Source organism: Companilactobacillus versmoldensis DSM 14857 = KCTC 3814 (assembly GCF_001434295.1).
GTDB lineage: Bacteria > Bacillota > Bacilli > Lactobacillales > Lactobacillaceae > Companilactobacillus > Companilactobacillus versmoldensis.
Genome location: NZ_AZFA01000010.1, coordinates 16,583 through 32,271, shown reverse-complemented (window position 1 = coordinate 32,271; position 15,689 = coordinate 16,583). Strand labels below are relative to the sequence as shown.

Below are 15,689 nucleotides of genomic sequence, written 5' to 3'. Positions count from 1 at the left end.
TATTGTTAGGAGTGATTTTGATGTCAGCTTTGATTTTTAGAAGTAACGAGTCTGATAAGGACCGTGATTCGCAATCAGAAAAAGATGATCAAGGAACGACTGAGACCATCAGCTATCAAACGAGTTATCAGCATAAAGAATACTCAAAGAAAGCTTTGGTATATCTACCAAAAAATTACGATGACAAAAAGGAACATGACATCGTATATTTAATGCATGGCTCGTCTGAAGCAGTTGACGATTTTTACCAAGATGGCAATTTCCAACAAATTCTGGATGGCTTGGATCGTAATGCCGATTTGAAAAACACCATCGTCGTTTTTCCAACCTACTATCCAAGCAGAAAATTCGTCAGTTCTGATTATTATCCAGATAGACCTTTAAACAAAGCTTTTGCTGAAAAAGAATTAACTGAAGATCTGATGCCTGCAGTTGAACAAAAGTATCATACCTTTGCCAAAACCGCTGATAGCAATGGCTTTAAGCAATCACGTGCACATCGAGCTTTTGGAGGATTTTCCATGGGTGCTATCACCACATGGTACGTTTTCGAAAATGATTTAAATTACTTCAGTAGTTTCTTGCCAATGGCAGGGGATAGCTGGACGATCACTGAAGATGGCGGGATCGTTGCTACTAAAAGAACGGCTGATAAATTGGCTGAACAAGTGGAACCCAATTTGCCATTTAAAATAATGGCAGCTGTTGGTGTAAATGACAGCACCAGTATTTCGATGACTCCCCAAATAGAAGCAATGTGGAAATTACCTGAATTCAATCATGATAATCTCCAATACTATAAGCAAAAAAGTGGTAGTCATTCGCCACAGTCAAGTGGTAAACAGTTTGAACATTATGCTAAGAAAATATTTTAAGAGAAAAAAAGTGATGCCAAAATTAATGGCATCATTTTTTTAGGTTATTGAACTTAAAGTCACGCCCGGTTTTTCAATGCAAGCGCTATTATAAAATTGTAATCAAAATGTAACTTATGAAGAAATTTTTAACGTGCTATATTTAAACTCTGTCACTAAACATAGGAGGGCGAAATATGCCACGTAATTTAAAAGAAGAGATTGTTTTTACTGCCATCATGGCTGGATTGATGGTGCTGGTAATGACTGGATATAATGTTGCTATGGCACAGGGGATCAGTGCTGATTTACCGCTAGCAATTCTAAAAGGTTATCCACTAGGTCTATTTGTTGCCATTATTTTGGATCTATTGATCGTTGGACCAATTGCAAAAGGATTGGCTTTCAAATATATCATCAATGAATATATGAAGAAAAAGACCGTTTTGATCGGTATCACTATTTCAGTATTGATGGTTTTAGGTATGGTTACCTTGATGTCATTTTTCGGTATCGCCGTTGAAGGTGAATTGACTAATGGACATGTCTTAGCTACTTATGGTCATACTTGGATTTTCAACTTGATTGTTGCTTTGCCATTGCAGCTATTGATTGTTGGACCAATTGCTCGTGAAGTATTGGGAAGAATGCAAAAAGCTGCCAGCAAGAAAGCTGAAGCCGAAACAATCGAAGAAGAAGTTTAAGAGAGATATCAAAATAGCACTGAACTCATCCGAGTTCAGTGCTATTTTTTATTCGTCTTCGACAATGTCTAGGACTTGAAGTTGTTCTTTAAGTAATTTGAAATAAGTATAAATGTCGACGATTCCCTCGCCTTCAACGCAAGGACTGATCAAGCGGGTCAAGTCGCTCGATATTTCGGTTACCTTTTTCATCACGATATCGCCATCAGCAGTCAAGCTGACTTGGACATCAGGTTGGTCGACTAAATTCGTCACCTTGACCACTAAAGACCGCTTTTCGAGTTGATCGACCATATGCGAAATTGACACAGGTTGAAAATTGATTGCTTCAGCGATTTCTCCCTCAGAAATATTAGGGTTGTCAGCAATCTGGCGAAGCAGTTTCGACATTGGCAAATCTAGATCGATTTTTTGCAGGCGAGCTGCTAAGTAGGTAGTTTGCATTTCTGCCACGATGGCCAATTGGTCAGTTATTTTTTTCGGAAATTGATATTTCAATATATTCCTCCTAATTGTTGAATTTTAAGACGTCGTCCAAAGTCGCACGTCCTGTCGAGTGCGTGTTAGGCGTGGCATCCTTGGCGTATCCCAACGAGATTCCCACGACTAAAGTCTCACTGTCAGGAATGCCCAATTGATGACGAACGATTTTAGGAAAACGAACGCTATTGTAATTCGGCAACGTGTCTAGACCCATGTCCTTAGCCGTCAACATGATAGTCTGGCCAAACGAGCCAGCATCAAAGACCGACCAGAGCGAAGAATTTTTTGGGATAGTCAAATATAAAATGACCGGCGCATTGTACAATGATAGCCCCGCCTCATTTTGCGTATCGTCAAAGTCAGACAGATGATGAACGATATCGTGACGCCACTTCTCCATATTTGCCTTCGTCCGGACATTCCATTCATTGCGATCCATCACGGGAAAATCAGGCTCAGCAGGTTTTTTGGCCCGATTGTTCTTCGAGCATTCAGTTTTGATGTTTTCGAGTAATTTGTCCATCGCTACATAAACTTTCCAAGGTTGCGAATTGAACCAAGAAGGCGATTGTTGTGCGATTTCGATTATCTCACAAATAGTTTGTTTGCTCACGGCTTGGTCGGTAAAATTTCTGACAGAGTGTCTTGATTTAACAACTTTTTCAAATTCCATAGTTGCTTCCTCCTTGTTGTGAGTTACTAAACTCATCATAATACAAATATTTATTTTAAAAAGCAAAAGATGGCTAATTCTTTTTATCGAATTTGCCATCTTTCTACTTAGGTAAGTCTATTTTGGCTGCTTTGAGAGCCGTTAAATATTGTTTTAATAAGTCATTTCTAACTTGAAATTGGGCGCCTGGCTTAGTGTAGGCTGCCACTTGTAAAACTAAGGTGCCATCGTTTTGGTTGGAAAAGCCAACGATGTAAGGGCGTTTAGTGATCTGCAGGGCTTGAATGTCCAGCCCTTGATTGATATCGGTCACGATGTCGGTGATCTTGTCGATCGGACCGCTGGTATAAATTGGGATCTCCATCATTGCCTGCATATCGTTGCGGGATTTGTTGCTGACGCTAGTGATATTTCGATTGGGGATGAAGTTGAGTGTTCCGTCGATACTTCTGACTTGAGTCGTTCTAATCCCGACATAAGTGACCTGGCCTTCGATATTGTTGGTCTTGATCATATCGCCGACGCTGATCTGTTGCTCGATCAAAATGAAGAAACCATTGACCATATCAGAGACGAAACCTTGGGCTCCAAGACCTATCGCCAAACTGAAGATCCCAGCCCCGGCTATCAAGGTGCCAACAGGGATGCCTAGAGCCGACAAGACGGCATAGATCCAAAAGAAGAACAGAACATATTTAAAGACGTTCAAAACTAAGGTATAAATGGTGTTCAGTTTCTTTGGCGGGATCTTAGCTGTCGGGCGCCAGTTGTTATTGAAGATATGTCGAATGACTTTCTTGCCGATCCAATTGATCAATAACAAGACGATTGTTAAGAAAATTAGTTGCAAAACAACGGTCGTGACGTGTTCAGCTAAAGCTTCCCAGTCGATCTTAGAAAACATTTTTTGAACGATTTTAAAAATATTGAATGACTTCAACGGCAGTAGTCTCCTCCTAAAATCTTTTACATTATCGTATCACAGCACAGGCTTGAAACCAGTCTAATTACGTTTTTACTCAAAAAAAGTCCCCAATGACGCTACTTTGACGTCATTGAGTAAATAATTAAAAGAAAATTTTGCTGACGATGATCATGAAGACTAATAAGATCACCGAGGCTGAAAAGGCTGCGACAACAGCATTTTTACCGGAACTCAAGAAAGCCTTGAAATTCACAGTCATACCTAGGGCGGCCATTGCCATACCGAGTACTAAGTAAGCCAGCTTAACTAATAAGTCGGGCACTCCTTGTGACATCGGAACGAAAGTCCCAATGATGCTGGCCAAGATGAATCCAGCCATGAACCAAGGGATAGGTAGCTTTTGCTTGGCACCATTGTTATTTTTCTTTTCGGAATGTTGATACCAGATACCAATGATCAAAGCTGCTGGGGCTAACAACAAGACCCGCGATAGCTTAGTGATGATAGCTGTATCAAGGCTGACTGGACCACCAGCCCCACCAGTTGCGATTGCATGGGCGATCTCGTGCAATGAGCCTCCAGCCATGATACCGAATTGAGAAGGTGACATGTGCAATAAAGGCTTCAGACCAATCTCGATTAAGGTAAAGACGGTCCCTAAAATAGCCACGATGGCCACGGCCAAAACTTCGTCGTTGTGCTTAGCCTTCTCGTCCTTCTTGTCGACCTTGATCTGTGGCGAGATACCCATGACGGCGGCGGCACCACATATTCCCGTACCACTAGCGGTCAAAATTGCCAGTTGCTTACTGACGCCGAATTTGCGGGCCAAGTTATAAGTTAAAATGATCACGCCAGTCACCACGACCACTGCTACTAGGATCGTTTTGACACCAGCATTTGCTAGGTCGATCAAGTTCAACTTGAAACCAAGCAAGATGATTCCTAAACGTAAAAATTTATTGGAGATAAAGCCAATGCCAACTTCCGCTTTATCGATAGCTGGGCGGTAAAATTGAAACAGCATGCCCAGTATCAATGATATCACCAGTGCGCCAATGATCGAGAGGTAGGGCAGACCTCCTAAAACTGTCCCTAGTAGCGAACAGACTAGGGTCATCGCTAGCGCATAGTAAAATCCCCGTTCAAATAATTTTAAATACATATTGTCCCTCCTTGCGTAATTAAAATAGTATTATAAAATTACCATAAGTAAAAATTAGAATTTGTTATTTTAACATAAGCAAAACTTATATAAGGAGGAAACTATGCTCGATAAACGCTTTTTAACTCTAGCGATGCTTTCGCAAACTGGGTCGTATACGGAAACGGCTAATCGTTTATTCATCACGCAACCTGCTGTTTCACAACAAATAAATTCCTTAGAGAGCGAACTGGATTTAGTCTTGGTCGATAAGTCGAAACGTAAAATCAGGCTGACTGCCAGCGGTCAAAAATTGGCTAAATTCGTCAATCAATTAGATATCGAAAGTCAAAAATTTCTCGATAATCTGCAGCAAGACGATGAACAAAGTCACCTGAAAATGGGCTGCACCTTGTCATTGAGTTCGACTTTATTGCCGAGATTCATTCATCAATTGTCAGGCAGGTCCAAGATCGTTACTTCAGAGATCAACAATACTGACCAGATTTTAAAAAAGCTCCGTCAAGGTAAGATCGATTTTGGCTTAGTCGAGGGTAATTTTGATAAAAAGGAATTCGACTCGATCTTCCTTCAAAATGAAGACTTCATTTGTGTTGCCAATAACCAAGTGGAGTTCGAGCATCCAACTATCGATCAATTGTTCCAAGAGAATATCTTTGTTCGTGAACCAGGTTCTGGTAGTCGGGAGATCTTTGAACATTGGCTCGGTACCCAGAATTATCGGATCAATGACTTTGAGCATATCGTTGAGATCGCCAGTCCAACTGTTATCGTGCAGTTGCTGGAAGAAAACCGTGGCATCAGTTTTATTTATCGTTCCTTAGTGGAAGAGAAGTTAAGGCAAGGCAAACTAAAAAGACTAGATCTTCAAGGATTTCAAATCTTACATCCTATTAACCTAGTCTTTTTGAAAAATAGTTATTTTGCTGCAACGTATGAAAATATTGTTAAAGATGTTTTTGAACGTTGATTAAAGCTTACCATTCAAAAATTGTGCTTCGCCATTACCGAAACTCCAATCTTCCTTGGTGTTTGGGGTAATATTGATCATGACGTCTTCAGGCGATATGCCAGTCTGGTCGTGTAGCTCGGCCACTAAATTCTTGTAGAAATTCTCTTTTTCTTCACGTGTCCGTGGGCTGGAAGTTAAGCTGAACATCAAGAAGTCTTGGCTGCGATTGAATCCAAGTCCTACGTCGTCGATGACCATTTCTTCGGGATCATGTTGCGTGACGATTTGATAGCGGTCATGGGGCAGTAAGTGGAATTCTTTGGTCGAAACTTGATAAGCGATATCTAAGATCTGCTTGATCTGTTCTTTATTGCGTCCTTTGTACATGTCGATTTTCATCATTGGCATAATTATTTGCTCTTTCCTAGTAAAAATTTACTTGACGATATTGGATTCGATACGGTGGGGAGCGATGTTTCTCGAAGTGAACTGTTGATCGGTTTGACCGACCGTCAAGGCGAATACGCCAGTGAATCCACTTGGCAAAGCATCGCTTGGGATCGATTTAACACTGGCCATGTTGTAATTTGCTCCGAGTCCGAGGTCCTCGGCTGCTAATTCCATATTGTGGACGATAGCTCCGATCGAAATATATTCCATTGGGCCAGGGTCTTTAGCTGAAACGACGATGACGGTTGGGGCTTCGTAAATGCCATTTAACTTTTGAAGAATTTCTGGATCTTGAATAGCTGTCAAACGGTAATTCTTGTATTCACCCATGCCAACGGGACCTTCGTTGCCGGCCGTCAAAATTTGTTTGAGTTGGTCGTCGTCGATTTGACCGCTGTATTGACGGACCGCCTTACGTGCATTTAACATTTTCAAAGTTTCCATAAAATACCTCCTAAAATTACGTGCTAACTTCATTATAAAACTAAAAATAATTTTTAATTGGTATAAAAAAATGAAAGTTTTATAATAGGGATATTATTGGCAATTGCAGGCGTAGCCAAAATCAAGACTGCCGTTGATAGAAAGGGTATTATGAGGATAAATGTTTTACAGCACACACCAAATGAAGGACCAGGCTCGATTCAAGATTGGTCAAATAAGCACGGTCATCAGATGTATGTCTACCATCCATATCAATTTGGAATTTTGCCCACCGCAGAAGAGACTGATATGTTAGTCGTTCTGGGCGGTCCCATGAGTCCTAACGACAATCTCGGCTGGATCAAGCAGGAACGTGTCCTGATCAGCCAGCTTTTGAATTATCACAAACCAATCTTTGGAGCCTGTTTCGGCGCCCAACAAATCGCAAAGACACTCGGTTATTCAGTCAAAAAGGCCCAAGCCAAAGAAGTCGGCTGGGCACCGGTTTACTTGAAGAGTCAACAGATCCCTGATTTACCACCAAAAATGATCGCATTACACTGGCATGAAGAAATGTGCGAAATTCCCAATCAGGCGGAATTATTATTCAGTTCCGATTTAGTTCGGAATCAAGGCTTCATATTGGGAGGAAACGTGCTTGGTTTGCAATTCCACTTTGAACCGAAAGCTGATAATGTTCGTGAGATGGTCGTAAATGACTGGAAGTATGCCTTGCATCAAAATGACTGGAAGTATGCCTTGCATCAAAATGACTTGAAGCAGACGCCGACTGATATTTTGGCACAACCAGTCCCAGCTGAAAATAAAACTGTCATGTATAAATTGTTAGATTATATAGTAGAAGATAAGTGATTTAAAAATTAGCAAAAGCCCGATTAATTCGGGCTTTTTTGATATGATGAGATTAGTACACAGATAGGAGGGCGACTTATGAAAATCACGCAAGTTATTTTAAAAGATCTGCCAGAAATTTTGCGGGTCGAGCAAATGGGGTTCAATCAAGCAGAAGCAGGAACGGAGACCCAGTACCGTCAACGGATCGATAAATTAGCGGAGACTTTCTTGGTCGCCCGCAGTGACGGCCAGGTGGCCGGTTTCGTGGTTGGACCGGCGGTCAAAGAACAATTCGTTGAAGATTGGATGTATCAAGATACGCCCACTAATTTAGTTACTGGTGGCAATCAGATCATCTTTACGATTGCCGTCGATCCGAAATTTCAAGGTCAGCACGTGGGGACTCAATTATTACAGGCGATTGAAAGCAAGGCACAAACTAGCCAACGAAAAATTATTGCGTTGACTAGTTTGGAAAAGAATCTGCCATTCTACCTCAAAAACGATTTTGTCAATCAAGGTGCGGCTGAATCGACTCATGCAGGAGAAACTTGGTTTAATTTGGTCAAAAAATTGTATTAATTATCATCATTTATCAAAAGATAAATAAAATCATTGATTTATTTATAGGTAAGATGCAATAATGAAATTAGATTTAATATTAACCACTTAGGAGGATATTATGTCAGAAAAAAATCTTACACTTGATGAATTGAAAAAATACAATGGTCAAGATGGCAATCCTGCTTACGTTGCCGTTGATGGCGTCATCTATGATGTGACTAACGTTGAGCCTTGGGCTGGCGGCAAGCACCACGGCCACACTGCCGGTGGCGATATGTCAGAAGAGATCACCCATGCACCTCATAAAAAGACCGTCTTGCCAAAGCTTCCAGTCGTTGGGAAATTAGTAAAATAATGAAAAAAAGGCATCTTATTCCGGAGAATAAGGTGCTTTTGTTTGGTCAAAATAAGTTTCCCAATTATCAGAGTGGTGACATTTGAAAGCTCGCTCGATATCGTCAGGCATATTGCGACCCAGCGATAAATCAAGTTTCAAAGCTTCGTCGAGAGTGAAATATTCTGCATCCGAGGTTTCCACGCCACCGTGCAAGTCGTCTTCAGTCGGCTGGCATTCAAAAAGTATTTTATAGATATAGCTAAAATTCTTTTTAGGATAATTATTTTTCTGCATGTCTTTAATAGCAATCAACTTCTTAGGCTTGACCTGAATTCCAGCTTCCTCGTAGGTCTCTTTGACCGCGATTTCCGCTGGCGAAAAACCAATATCGGCCCATCCACCAGGGATCGACCAGACTGAGCCACGTTTTTCTTTGACTAGCAGGATTTTATCGTCTTTAAAAGTGCAGTCGCGAACGTCGACTTTTGGTGTGACATAGCCGACATCGGAATCAAAGAACAAAGTGAGATTTTTCCGATCGGCATTATCGACTAGTTGGGAGGTCAGCTTCTTGGAGATTTGTTCCAATTCTTCATAACGTTCGCGGTCAAAAACGTCTTTTCCATAGTGCTTGCCTGATTGGGCAATTGCTTGGAGCTTTTGAATCAAAAAATCTATCTCTTCCATTTGTCATTCCTCCATTAGATAAATTATATCATCTTGATTTTCGAATTGGCCATTCGCAAGTTTTTATCCATTTGACGTATAATAAGAAACGAAGTACTTATCAAAAATTATGGAGGCGTTTATGGCAACTATTACACGTTTTTTAGAAACTTTTGAACCATCACATTACGATGTGTATATCGATATTAATCGCGGTAACAAAGAGATCAACGGTAAATCGACGATTACTGGTGTTGCCCATACGAAGCCAGTCTATATTCACCAAAAGAATATGGAAATTTCTGCTGTGACAGCCAATGATCAAGATGTACCGTTTTCAGTTGACAATAAAACTGAATCAATCAAGATCGAAGTGCCTGAAATGGGCGAGACTACTTTAGCTATCACTTATAAGGCACCTTTGACTGACTCAATGATGGGAATCTATCCTTCATATTATGAAGTCAACGGCGAGCAAAAACAGCTCGTTGGGACACAATTTGAAACGACTTTTGCTCGTCAGGCCTTCCCATGTGTCGACGAACCAGCTGCCAAAGCTAAATTCGATTTGGCTATCAAATTCGATGAAAAACCAGGCGAGACTATTTTAGCCAATATGCCTGAAAAAGAAGAAAAAGACGGCGTTCACTATTTTGACACGACCGTGAGAATGTCGACATATTTGATTGCTTTTGCCTTCGGTGACTTGCAAGGTAAGAAGACTAAGACCAAGAGTGGCGTTGAAGTTGGCGTTTTCTCAACTAAAGCCCACGATCCTAAGGAATTGGATTTTGCCTTAGACATCGCTAAACGCTCGATCGAATTTTACGAAGACTTTTATCAAACACCTTATCCATTGCCACATTCATGGCAATTGGCTTTACCAGATTTCTCAGCTGGAGCTATGGAGAATTGGGGCTTGGTAACTTATCGTGAAGCATACTTATTGCTTGATCCTGATAACACCGCTCTAGACACTAAGCAATTAGTTGCCACCGTTATCTCTCACGAATTGGCTCACCAATGGTTCGGTGACTTGGTCACAATGAACTGGTGGGATGATCTCTGGTTGAATGAAAGTTTCGCAAATATGATGGAATATGTTGCTATCGATGCAATTGAACCTGACTGGAACGTTTGGGAACTCTTCCAAACAACTGATGTACCCGCAGCTTTGCAACGTGATGCGACTGACGGAGTTCAATCAGTTCACGTCAATGTTGAAAATCCAGCTGAGATCGATGCCTTGTTCGATTCAGCCATCGTTTATGCTAAGGGTGCCAGAATGCTAGTTATGATGAGAGCCTTAGTCGGTGACGATGCTCTAAGAAAGGGCTTGAAGAATTACTTTGCTGCCCACAAGTACAACAACGCTAAGGGTGCTGATCTTTGGAACGCTGTTGGTGACGCTGCCGGAATGGATGTTGCCTCGATTATGAATACTTGGTTGGAACAACCAGGTTATCCAGTCGTAACTGCTTCAGTCGTTGATGGCAAGCTTACATTGTCGCAACAACAATTCTTTATTGGCGAAGGCAAAGATGTCGACCGTCAATGGAAGATTCCTTTGAACAGTAATTATGATTCAGTACCTAAGATCATGTCAGATAAGACCATCGAATTAGGTGACTACGACAAATTACGGAGCGACAATGGCCAGCCATTCCGTCTCAATGTCGGGAACAACTCACACTTTGTCGTCAAATACGACCAAACTTTGTTGGATGACATCTTGAAAAACATCGATACTGTGGACTCGATTTCTCAAATGGGAATTTTGCAAGACTTCAGATTGTTCTCTGAGGCTCGCCAGGTTTCATATGCTGATGTTGTGCCGTTATTGCAAGGATTCGCTGACAATCAATCGACTGTCGTCAATTCTGCGTTGTATCGGATTGCTTACAACTTGCGGAAATTTGCCACTCCTAACACTGATGAGGAGAAGGCTTTGAAGAGTTTCTATGGTAAATTGAGTGCTGACCAATATCAACGTTTGGGCTGGTTAGCTAAGGACGGCGACTCGATCGATGATCAATTGACTCGTCCGACTATTTTGAATGCGGCTTTGTACTCGGAGAATTCGGGTGCCATTGCTACTGCTCACAAGTTGTTCGACGAGAACAAGAACAACTTGGTTGCTTTGCCAGCTGACATTCGGATCTTCGTTTTGAGAAACGAGATCAAGAATTACGGCAGTGAAGAATTGTTCAATAAGTTATTGGACGAATACGTTCAATCAACTGACCCAAGCTTCAAATCTGACTTGAGTGTGGCAATCACAAGTACAAAGGATTCAAGAATGATTGCTAAATTGATTGAAAAATTCGAAGATTCAGCAACAATCAAGCCACAAGACTTGCGTGCTTGGTATCGTGGCGTGCTGGACAACAGTGCCGGCGAACAAGCTGCTTGGGACTGGATCAGAAACGACTGGCAATGGCTTGAAGACACGGTCGGTGGTGACATGGAATTTGCTACATTTATCACTGTTACAGCAGCAGCCTTTAGAACCCCAGAACGTTTGCAAGAGTTCAAAGACTTCTTCGAACCAAAGATCAATACACCAGGCTTAACACGTGAAATCACAATGGATATCAGTATCATTGAGACACGCGTTAGCTTGATCGAAGATGAAAAAGCTGAAGTTAATGCAGCTGTTAAGAAAGCAACTTAAATTATTTGAGTAAATGAAAACCGCCGAATTTTCGGCGGTTTTTTTTATTGAAAAATTAATTAGCTTTTTGAATTGATACTTGGTACAATTTCTCTATTGTAGTTAAAGTTAACTTAAATTATATTATGGAGAGATATTATATGAATATGTGTAGTAGTTGTTCAGCACCCAGAGATGAAACTGATACATTTTGCAAAAAATGTGGTGTGAATTTTCAAGCATTAAATAACTATCAAGCTGGTTCCGTACGAAAGGGATTCCAGATTGATCAATATTTTAAATGGTTTTTTTCAACAATCAGAAAACCAGATGAATTAGTTTCAGTGGATAAATCTTTTGGCTTTATTTCAATGGGTATACAAGCTTTACTGATGAGTTTGGTTGTATTTGCTTTAGGAGATGAATTTTTAAAAAGTTTCATTTACATCTTTAATTCATTCTTTAACCAAAATGAATCATATTTTGATATTCATGGTGGATTTTCGTTATTTTCTGGTTTATTAGTGATAAGTATAATTTATTTTGGAATATATATGATTACTGGTTGGTTATGTAAAAAATTATTTGTAAATCAGGAAATAACAATTGATAGTTACGTTAATCAATTAGCAAGTTATAGCAATGTTGCAATTGTGATTGAAATTGCTTTAATCATTTTGATCATGGCATCAAGACCAGTTGTCCATGGTGATACGTTATCCTATAAAGCTGTTTTTAAATTTTTCAAAAATTTAGTCTTTTTTGTCATTTTACTAAGTAACTATTGGAATATTGCCTTTATCGCATCAATCGTCATTGAAAAAGGAAAATCCATTAGAGATAGAATGTATGGGGCTATCATTGGTGTCATGGTTAGCGGGTCAGCCGTGTATTTATTGATGAAGATTGTTTTAAATATGACAAAAAAATCATTGGATTAACAATTTAAAATGAAAAGGGACGAAAACCAAGTTTTCGTCCCTTTTTGAGTACTATTTCCTATTAGTTAACTAGCCTGACTCAAATCATAAACTGCTCCAGCAAGTTTTGAAGTTGCTTCTTTTTTGGAGACTGAGTCGGAATTATCATTGAAAAATTCATCAACAAAGTCATCACCATCGTCATCGCCAGGACCATCTTCTGAATTATAGATTTTTCCATTTCTTAAGATGCCATCAGCTGTTAATTGGTAATACTTATTGTGATCAGTGTCCTGATAAATGAATTGGATTGGGTTGATATTCTCTGTGTCATCATTACTGGACAATGAATCATCGCTTAGTTCACTATCACTATGACCGGGATCAGTTGGATCAGTATATGCTTCGCGGTCAGTCATGGTTGCACTAACTAATTTCCAAGTTCCATGGGTAACTTTTGCTCCACGTTTGGCAATTGCAGCGCTAACTTTATCAAAATTCTTAATTGGTTTGCTAGGATTCTTTAATCCACTAACTTTGAAAGTAACATTTTTATTATTACGACCAACGAAATTATATTCTTCACTGTTATCAGTTAGATATTTAGCTAATTTCTTTTCTGAGATACTGATTTTATCTCCGTTTGAGTATGTCTTATCATCTTCAGCTGAATCAGATTCGGCATTAAAAGTTTTGAATAGGTCGTTTAAGCTATAGTCAAAACCGTTTCCCATTAATCCTGGCAATGAATCATCTGGTGAATAGTCTTTATCAAGGATTACGGATACAGCACCATGTTTATTGGTTCCCACGGAATTCAATTTCATATATTTTTTGAATGAATTAACGTGGACAGTCTTGTTGGTTTTCAAGCCCTTAACAGTGACTATACGACCTTTTTCCTTGATATATGGTTCAGGACTTTTATCAACAATGGATACTTTTATCTTATCGCCATTTTTCAAATCACTAGATTTATTGAAGTATATGGCTGTTGAATCATAGTGTTTTACATAGTTGCTCAGATTAGCTGATTTAGAAGAGCTCTGTGATGAATCATCAGAAGTGTTTGATGAATAATTTGTAGCTGAACTAATATTTGTAAGATCTTCAGGACTTTGAGCATTATCAATGATTGATCTCATTGTTTTTGGCTTAACTTTAGCTTTCTGTCCCTCAATTTGTGCAATCTGTTTGAAGGTCTTCATACGTGATTCGGAATCGATTGAAAGAGATCCATGAGCATTGTATCCAGTGAAATCAAATTTAACTGTATCCAATGCTCCCTTTGCACTGGTCCCCGTTGGTTGTAGTGATCGTCTAAATAACAAAGCAACCAAGATCAAAACAACTACAATCGCAATTGCAATCACTTTCTTATTTTTGAAAATATTTTTACTATTGTTGGTGTTCAATTCATAATCCCCCCAGAAAAATTTAAAAAAATGCTTTAAACATTGTATCATAGTTATAATTATTTTAATAAAAAGGATTAAGAAATTTTATCGAGACACTACCATTTTTATCGAATTATTGATACCCTTTTATATAGCGCTTTTTTTAAAATATTAATCGGGGGATTATTTATATGAAATGTAAAAACTGTGGTGCAGAATTAGACCCAGGAACTAAATTCTGTACAAAATGTGGAGCTAAGGTTGAATCAGCTAGTGATGCTAGTACGCAAGGTAATGATCAACCTGTAAGTTCAACAAGTAACAACCAAGCTGGACAACCACAAAAGTCAGTTCAAAATAGCCAACCGAACCAAACGCAACAACCTAATCAAGCAATGGGGAATAATAATCAATCGGGTCAAAATCAATTTGCCCAGACAAATCAAAATGGTCAACAAGGATTTAACCAAAATCAAGCTAGCCAACAAAATATGAGTGGTCAGCAAAGCTATAACCAAAATCCAGTTGGTCCACAAAATATGAATGACCAACAGAATTACAATCAGAATCAATTTGCACAACAAAATATGAATGGCCAACAAAATTTTAATCAGACTCAAGCTGGTCAATTAAATTCAAATGGCCAACCAAACTTCAATCAGAATCAAAATGAACCGATGCAAAATAATCAGACATTTGAAAACTTTAAGAAACATTCAAGTAACTATTTTGCCTGGTTCGTAAATTCATTGAAGAGGCCATCACAAGTCGATCAAAAGAATAAATTCTTTGGTTTGATTTCATTTGCTATTAATTCAGTATTGATGGCTTGGATTTTATACTTATTAGTATCAAGAGTATTCCAGATCGTTACAGATATGATACAAACATTGTCTGAACAATTTGGTTCGTCATCATCATATTATGACAGCAGTGATACAATCTCAGGCGGTTCCATCTTTTTGATTATGTTGATAACCGTCATCATATGTTTCGCAGTCTTCTTGGGAGTAGGATTCTTGTGTAAGAAATTCTTGGCACACGATGAACCATCAATGCTCACATATGCAAATACTTTAGGAAGCTACAGTAATTCAATGATCGCCGTTGAAGTTGTAACTGTCTTGTTCTTATTGATTGCATTACCACGTGATCTTTCAATTTCAAATATTGATTCAATCGCAAAAATGGCTGGGGTGGCACTATTGCTGATTGGTTTGATTATGATCATCTTTTCAATCGCCTTTATTGCTTCACTAGTAAATGAGAACGGTCGGACATCAATCGATGGTATTTATGTCGCTCTAATTGGTTACTTTGCCAGTAATGTAGTCATGGCAATAGTTTTCCGAATCGTCTTCAATGGGATCTTTTCAGATAGCGAATCAATGGGTATGATCGTGACACACTTATTCGGATAAAATTTTATAAATATTCTTAATGATCAACTGCCTTGAGCAGTTGGTCTTTTTTTATGGAAAATTATTGCTGGGGTAATTTTATTTGCTCCATCGTGGGACTAATATTTGTTTGAAATGTGAAAAGCTTTTGGTCGTTGGCTCCGATAAACTAGTAGATATCCGAGTGGAACATTTCAAATTAATTGTAGTGAATTTACAATTTATGTATACCTAACTTAATTGTTGTGTGACGTTTTTGAATATGTTA

At 39.2% G+C, this 15,689-nt stretch carries 17 protein-coding genes; 9 read left to right on the top strand and 8 right to left on the bottom strand.

Annotated features, from left to right (window positions below; all coding sequences use genetic code 11):
- The first annotated feature begins 20 nt into the window (after positions 1–20).
- Together FC27_RS06540 and FC27_RS06535 are read left to right on the top strand one after the other, a co-directional pair.
- A complete protein-coding gene (locus FC27_RS06540) occupies positions 21–875 on the top strand; it encodes an alpha/beta hydrolase (protein ID WP_010624563.1) in 855 nt (284 codons plus the stop codon).
- A gap of 176 nt (positions 876–1,051) precedes the next feature.
- Positions 1,052–1,558, top strand: a complete 507-nt coding sequence (locus FC27_RS06535; RefSeq protein WP_010624562.1) for a DUF2798 domain-containing protein — start codon at positions 1,052–1,054, stop codon at positions 1,556–1,558.
- A gap of 48 nt (positions 1,559–1,606) precedes the next feature.
- Here FC27_RS06535 and FC27_RS06530 read toward each other — a convergent pair whose 3' ends face one another.
- From FC27_RS06530 to FC27_RS06515, 4 genes are all read right to left on the bottom strand, one after another.
- Entirely contained in the window at positions 1,607–2,056 is a 450-nt protein-coding gene (locus FC27_RS06530; RefSeq protein WP_010624561.1) for a MarR family winged helix-turn-helix transcriptional regulator, read from the bottom strand.
- A gap of 10 nt (positions 2,057–2,066) precedes the next feature.
- The gene (locus FC27_RS06525) at positions 2,067–2,714 is read right to left on the bottom strand and encodes a nitroreductase (RefSeq protein WP_010624560.1); all 648 of its coding nucleotides are present in this window, start codon (positions 2,712–2,714) and stop codon (positions 2,067–2,069) included.
- Between the two features lie 103 nt (positions 2,715–2,817).
- On the bottom strand, positions 2,818–3,654 hold the full coding sequence (locus FC27_RS06520) for a mechanosensitive ion channel family protein (RefSeq protein ID WP_010624559.1): 837 nt from the start codon (positions 3,652–3,654) through the stop codon (positions 2,818–2,820).
- A 127-nt stretch (positions 3,655–3,781) separates the two neighbouring features.
- Positions 3,782–4,804, bottom strand: coding sequence for a YeiH family protein (locus FC27_RS06515; protein WP_010624558.1), 1,023 nt, complete (start codon positions 4,802–4,804; stop codon positions 3,782–3,784).
- A gap of 103 nt (positions 4,805–4,907) precedes the next feature.
- Here FC27_RS06515 and FC27_RS06510 point away from each other — a divergent pair, with 103 nt between their 5' ends.
- Complete coding sequence (locus FC27_RS06510; RefSeq protein ID WP_010624557.1) at positions 4,908–5,774, top strand: LysR family transcriptional regulator; 867 nt, start codon at positions 4,908–4,910, stop codon at positions 5,772–5,774.
- Here FC27_RS06510 and FC27_RS06505 read toward each other — a convergent pair whose 3' ends face one another.
- Both FC27_RS06505 and FC27_RS06500 read right to left on the bottom strand, forming a co-directional pair.
- A complete protein-coding gene (locus tag FC27_RS06505) occupies positions 5,775–6,164 on the bottom strand; it encodes a tautomerase family protein (RefSeq protein ID WP_010624556.1) in 390 nt (129 codons plus the stop codon).
- Positions 6,165–6,191: 27 nt separating this feature from the next.
- Positions 6,192–6,650 carry a nitroreductase family protein gene (locus FC27_RS06500; protein WP_010624555.1) on the bottom strand — a complete coding sequence of 153 codons (459 nt, stop codon included), beginning with the start codon at positions 6,648–6,650 and terminating at the stop codon, positions 6,192–6,194.
- Between the two features lie 150 nt (positions 6,651–6,800).
- On the opposite strand from FC27_RS06500, the gene FC27_RS06495 reads away from it, so the two are divergent.
- The 3 genes from FC27_RS06495 (at position 6,801) to FC27_RS06485 (ending at position 8,403) form a co-directional block, all read left to right on the top strand.
- Entirely contained in the window at positions 6,801–7,502 is a 702-nt protein-coding gene (locus FC27_RS06495; RefSeq protein ID WP_010624554.1) for a type 1 glutamine amidotransferase, read from the top strand.
- Between the two features lie 78 nt (positions 7,503–7,580).
- Positions 7,581–8,066, top strand: a complete 486-nt coding sequence (locus FC27_RS06490) for a GNAT family N-acetyltransferase (protein WP_010624553.1) — start codon at positions 7,581–7,583, stop codon at positions 8,064–8,066.
- 100 nt (positions 8,067–8,166) lie between these two features.
- Positions 8,167–8,403, top strand: coding sequence for a cytochrome b5 domain-containing protein (locus FC27_RS06485; RefSeq protein WP_010624552.1), 237 nt, complete (start codon positions 8,167–8,169; stop codon positions 8,401–8,403).
- A 15-nt stretch (positions 8,404–8,418) separates the two neighbouring features.
- On the opposite strand, the gene FC27_RS06480 is transcribed toward FC27_RS06485, so the two are convergent.
- Entirely contained in the window at positions 8,419–9,072 is a 654-nt protein-coding gene (locus FC27_RS06480) for an NUDIX hydrolase (protein ID WP_010624551.1), read from the bottom strand.
- A 121-nt stretch (positions 9,073–9,193) separates the two neighbouring features.
- Here FC27_RS06480 and FC27_RS06475 point away from each other — a divergent pair, with 121 nt between their 5' ends.
- Together FC27_RS06475 and FC27_RS06470 are read left to right on the top strand one after the other, a co-directional pair.
- Positions 9,194–11,725, top strand: coding sequence for a M1 family metallopeptidase (locus tag FC27_RS06475; RefSeq protein WP_010624550.1), 2,532 nt, complete (start codon positions 9,194–9,196; stop codon positions 11,723–11,725).
- 140 nt (positions 11,726–11,865) lie between these two features.
- Positions 11,866–12,645 (top strand): zinc ribbon domain-containing protein, encoded by a 780-nt coding sequence (locus FC27_RS06470; protein ID WP_010624549.1) that lies wholly within the window; start codon positions 11,866–11,868, stop codon positions 12,643–12,645.
- A 65-nt stretch (positions 12,646–12,710) separates the two neighbouring features.
- On the opposite strand, the gene FC27_RS06465 is transcribed toward FC27_RS06470, so the two are convergent.
- Entirely contained in the window at positions 12,711–14,039 is a 1,329-nt protein-coding gene (locus FC27_RS06465) for a hypothetical protein (protein WP_010624548.1), read from the bottom strand.
- Between the two features lie 173 nt (positions 14,040–14,212).
- Here FC27_RS06465 and FC27_RS06460 point away from each other — a divergent pair, with 173 nt between their 5' ends.
- A complete protein-coding gene (locus FC27_RS06460; RefSeq protein ID WP_010624547.1) occupies positions 14,213–15,442 on the top strand; it encodes a zinc ribbon domain-containing protein in 1,230 nt (409 codons plus the stop codon).
- Positions 15,443–15,689 lie beyond the last annotated feature (247 nt).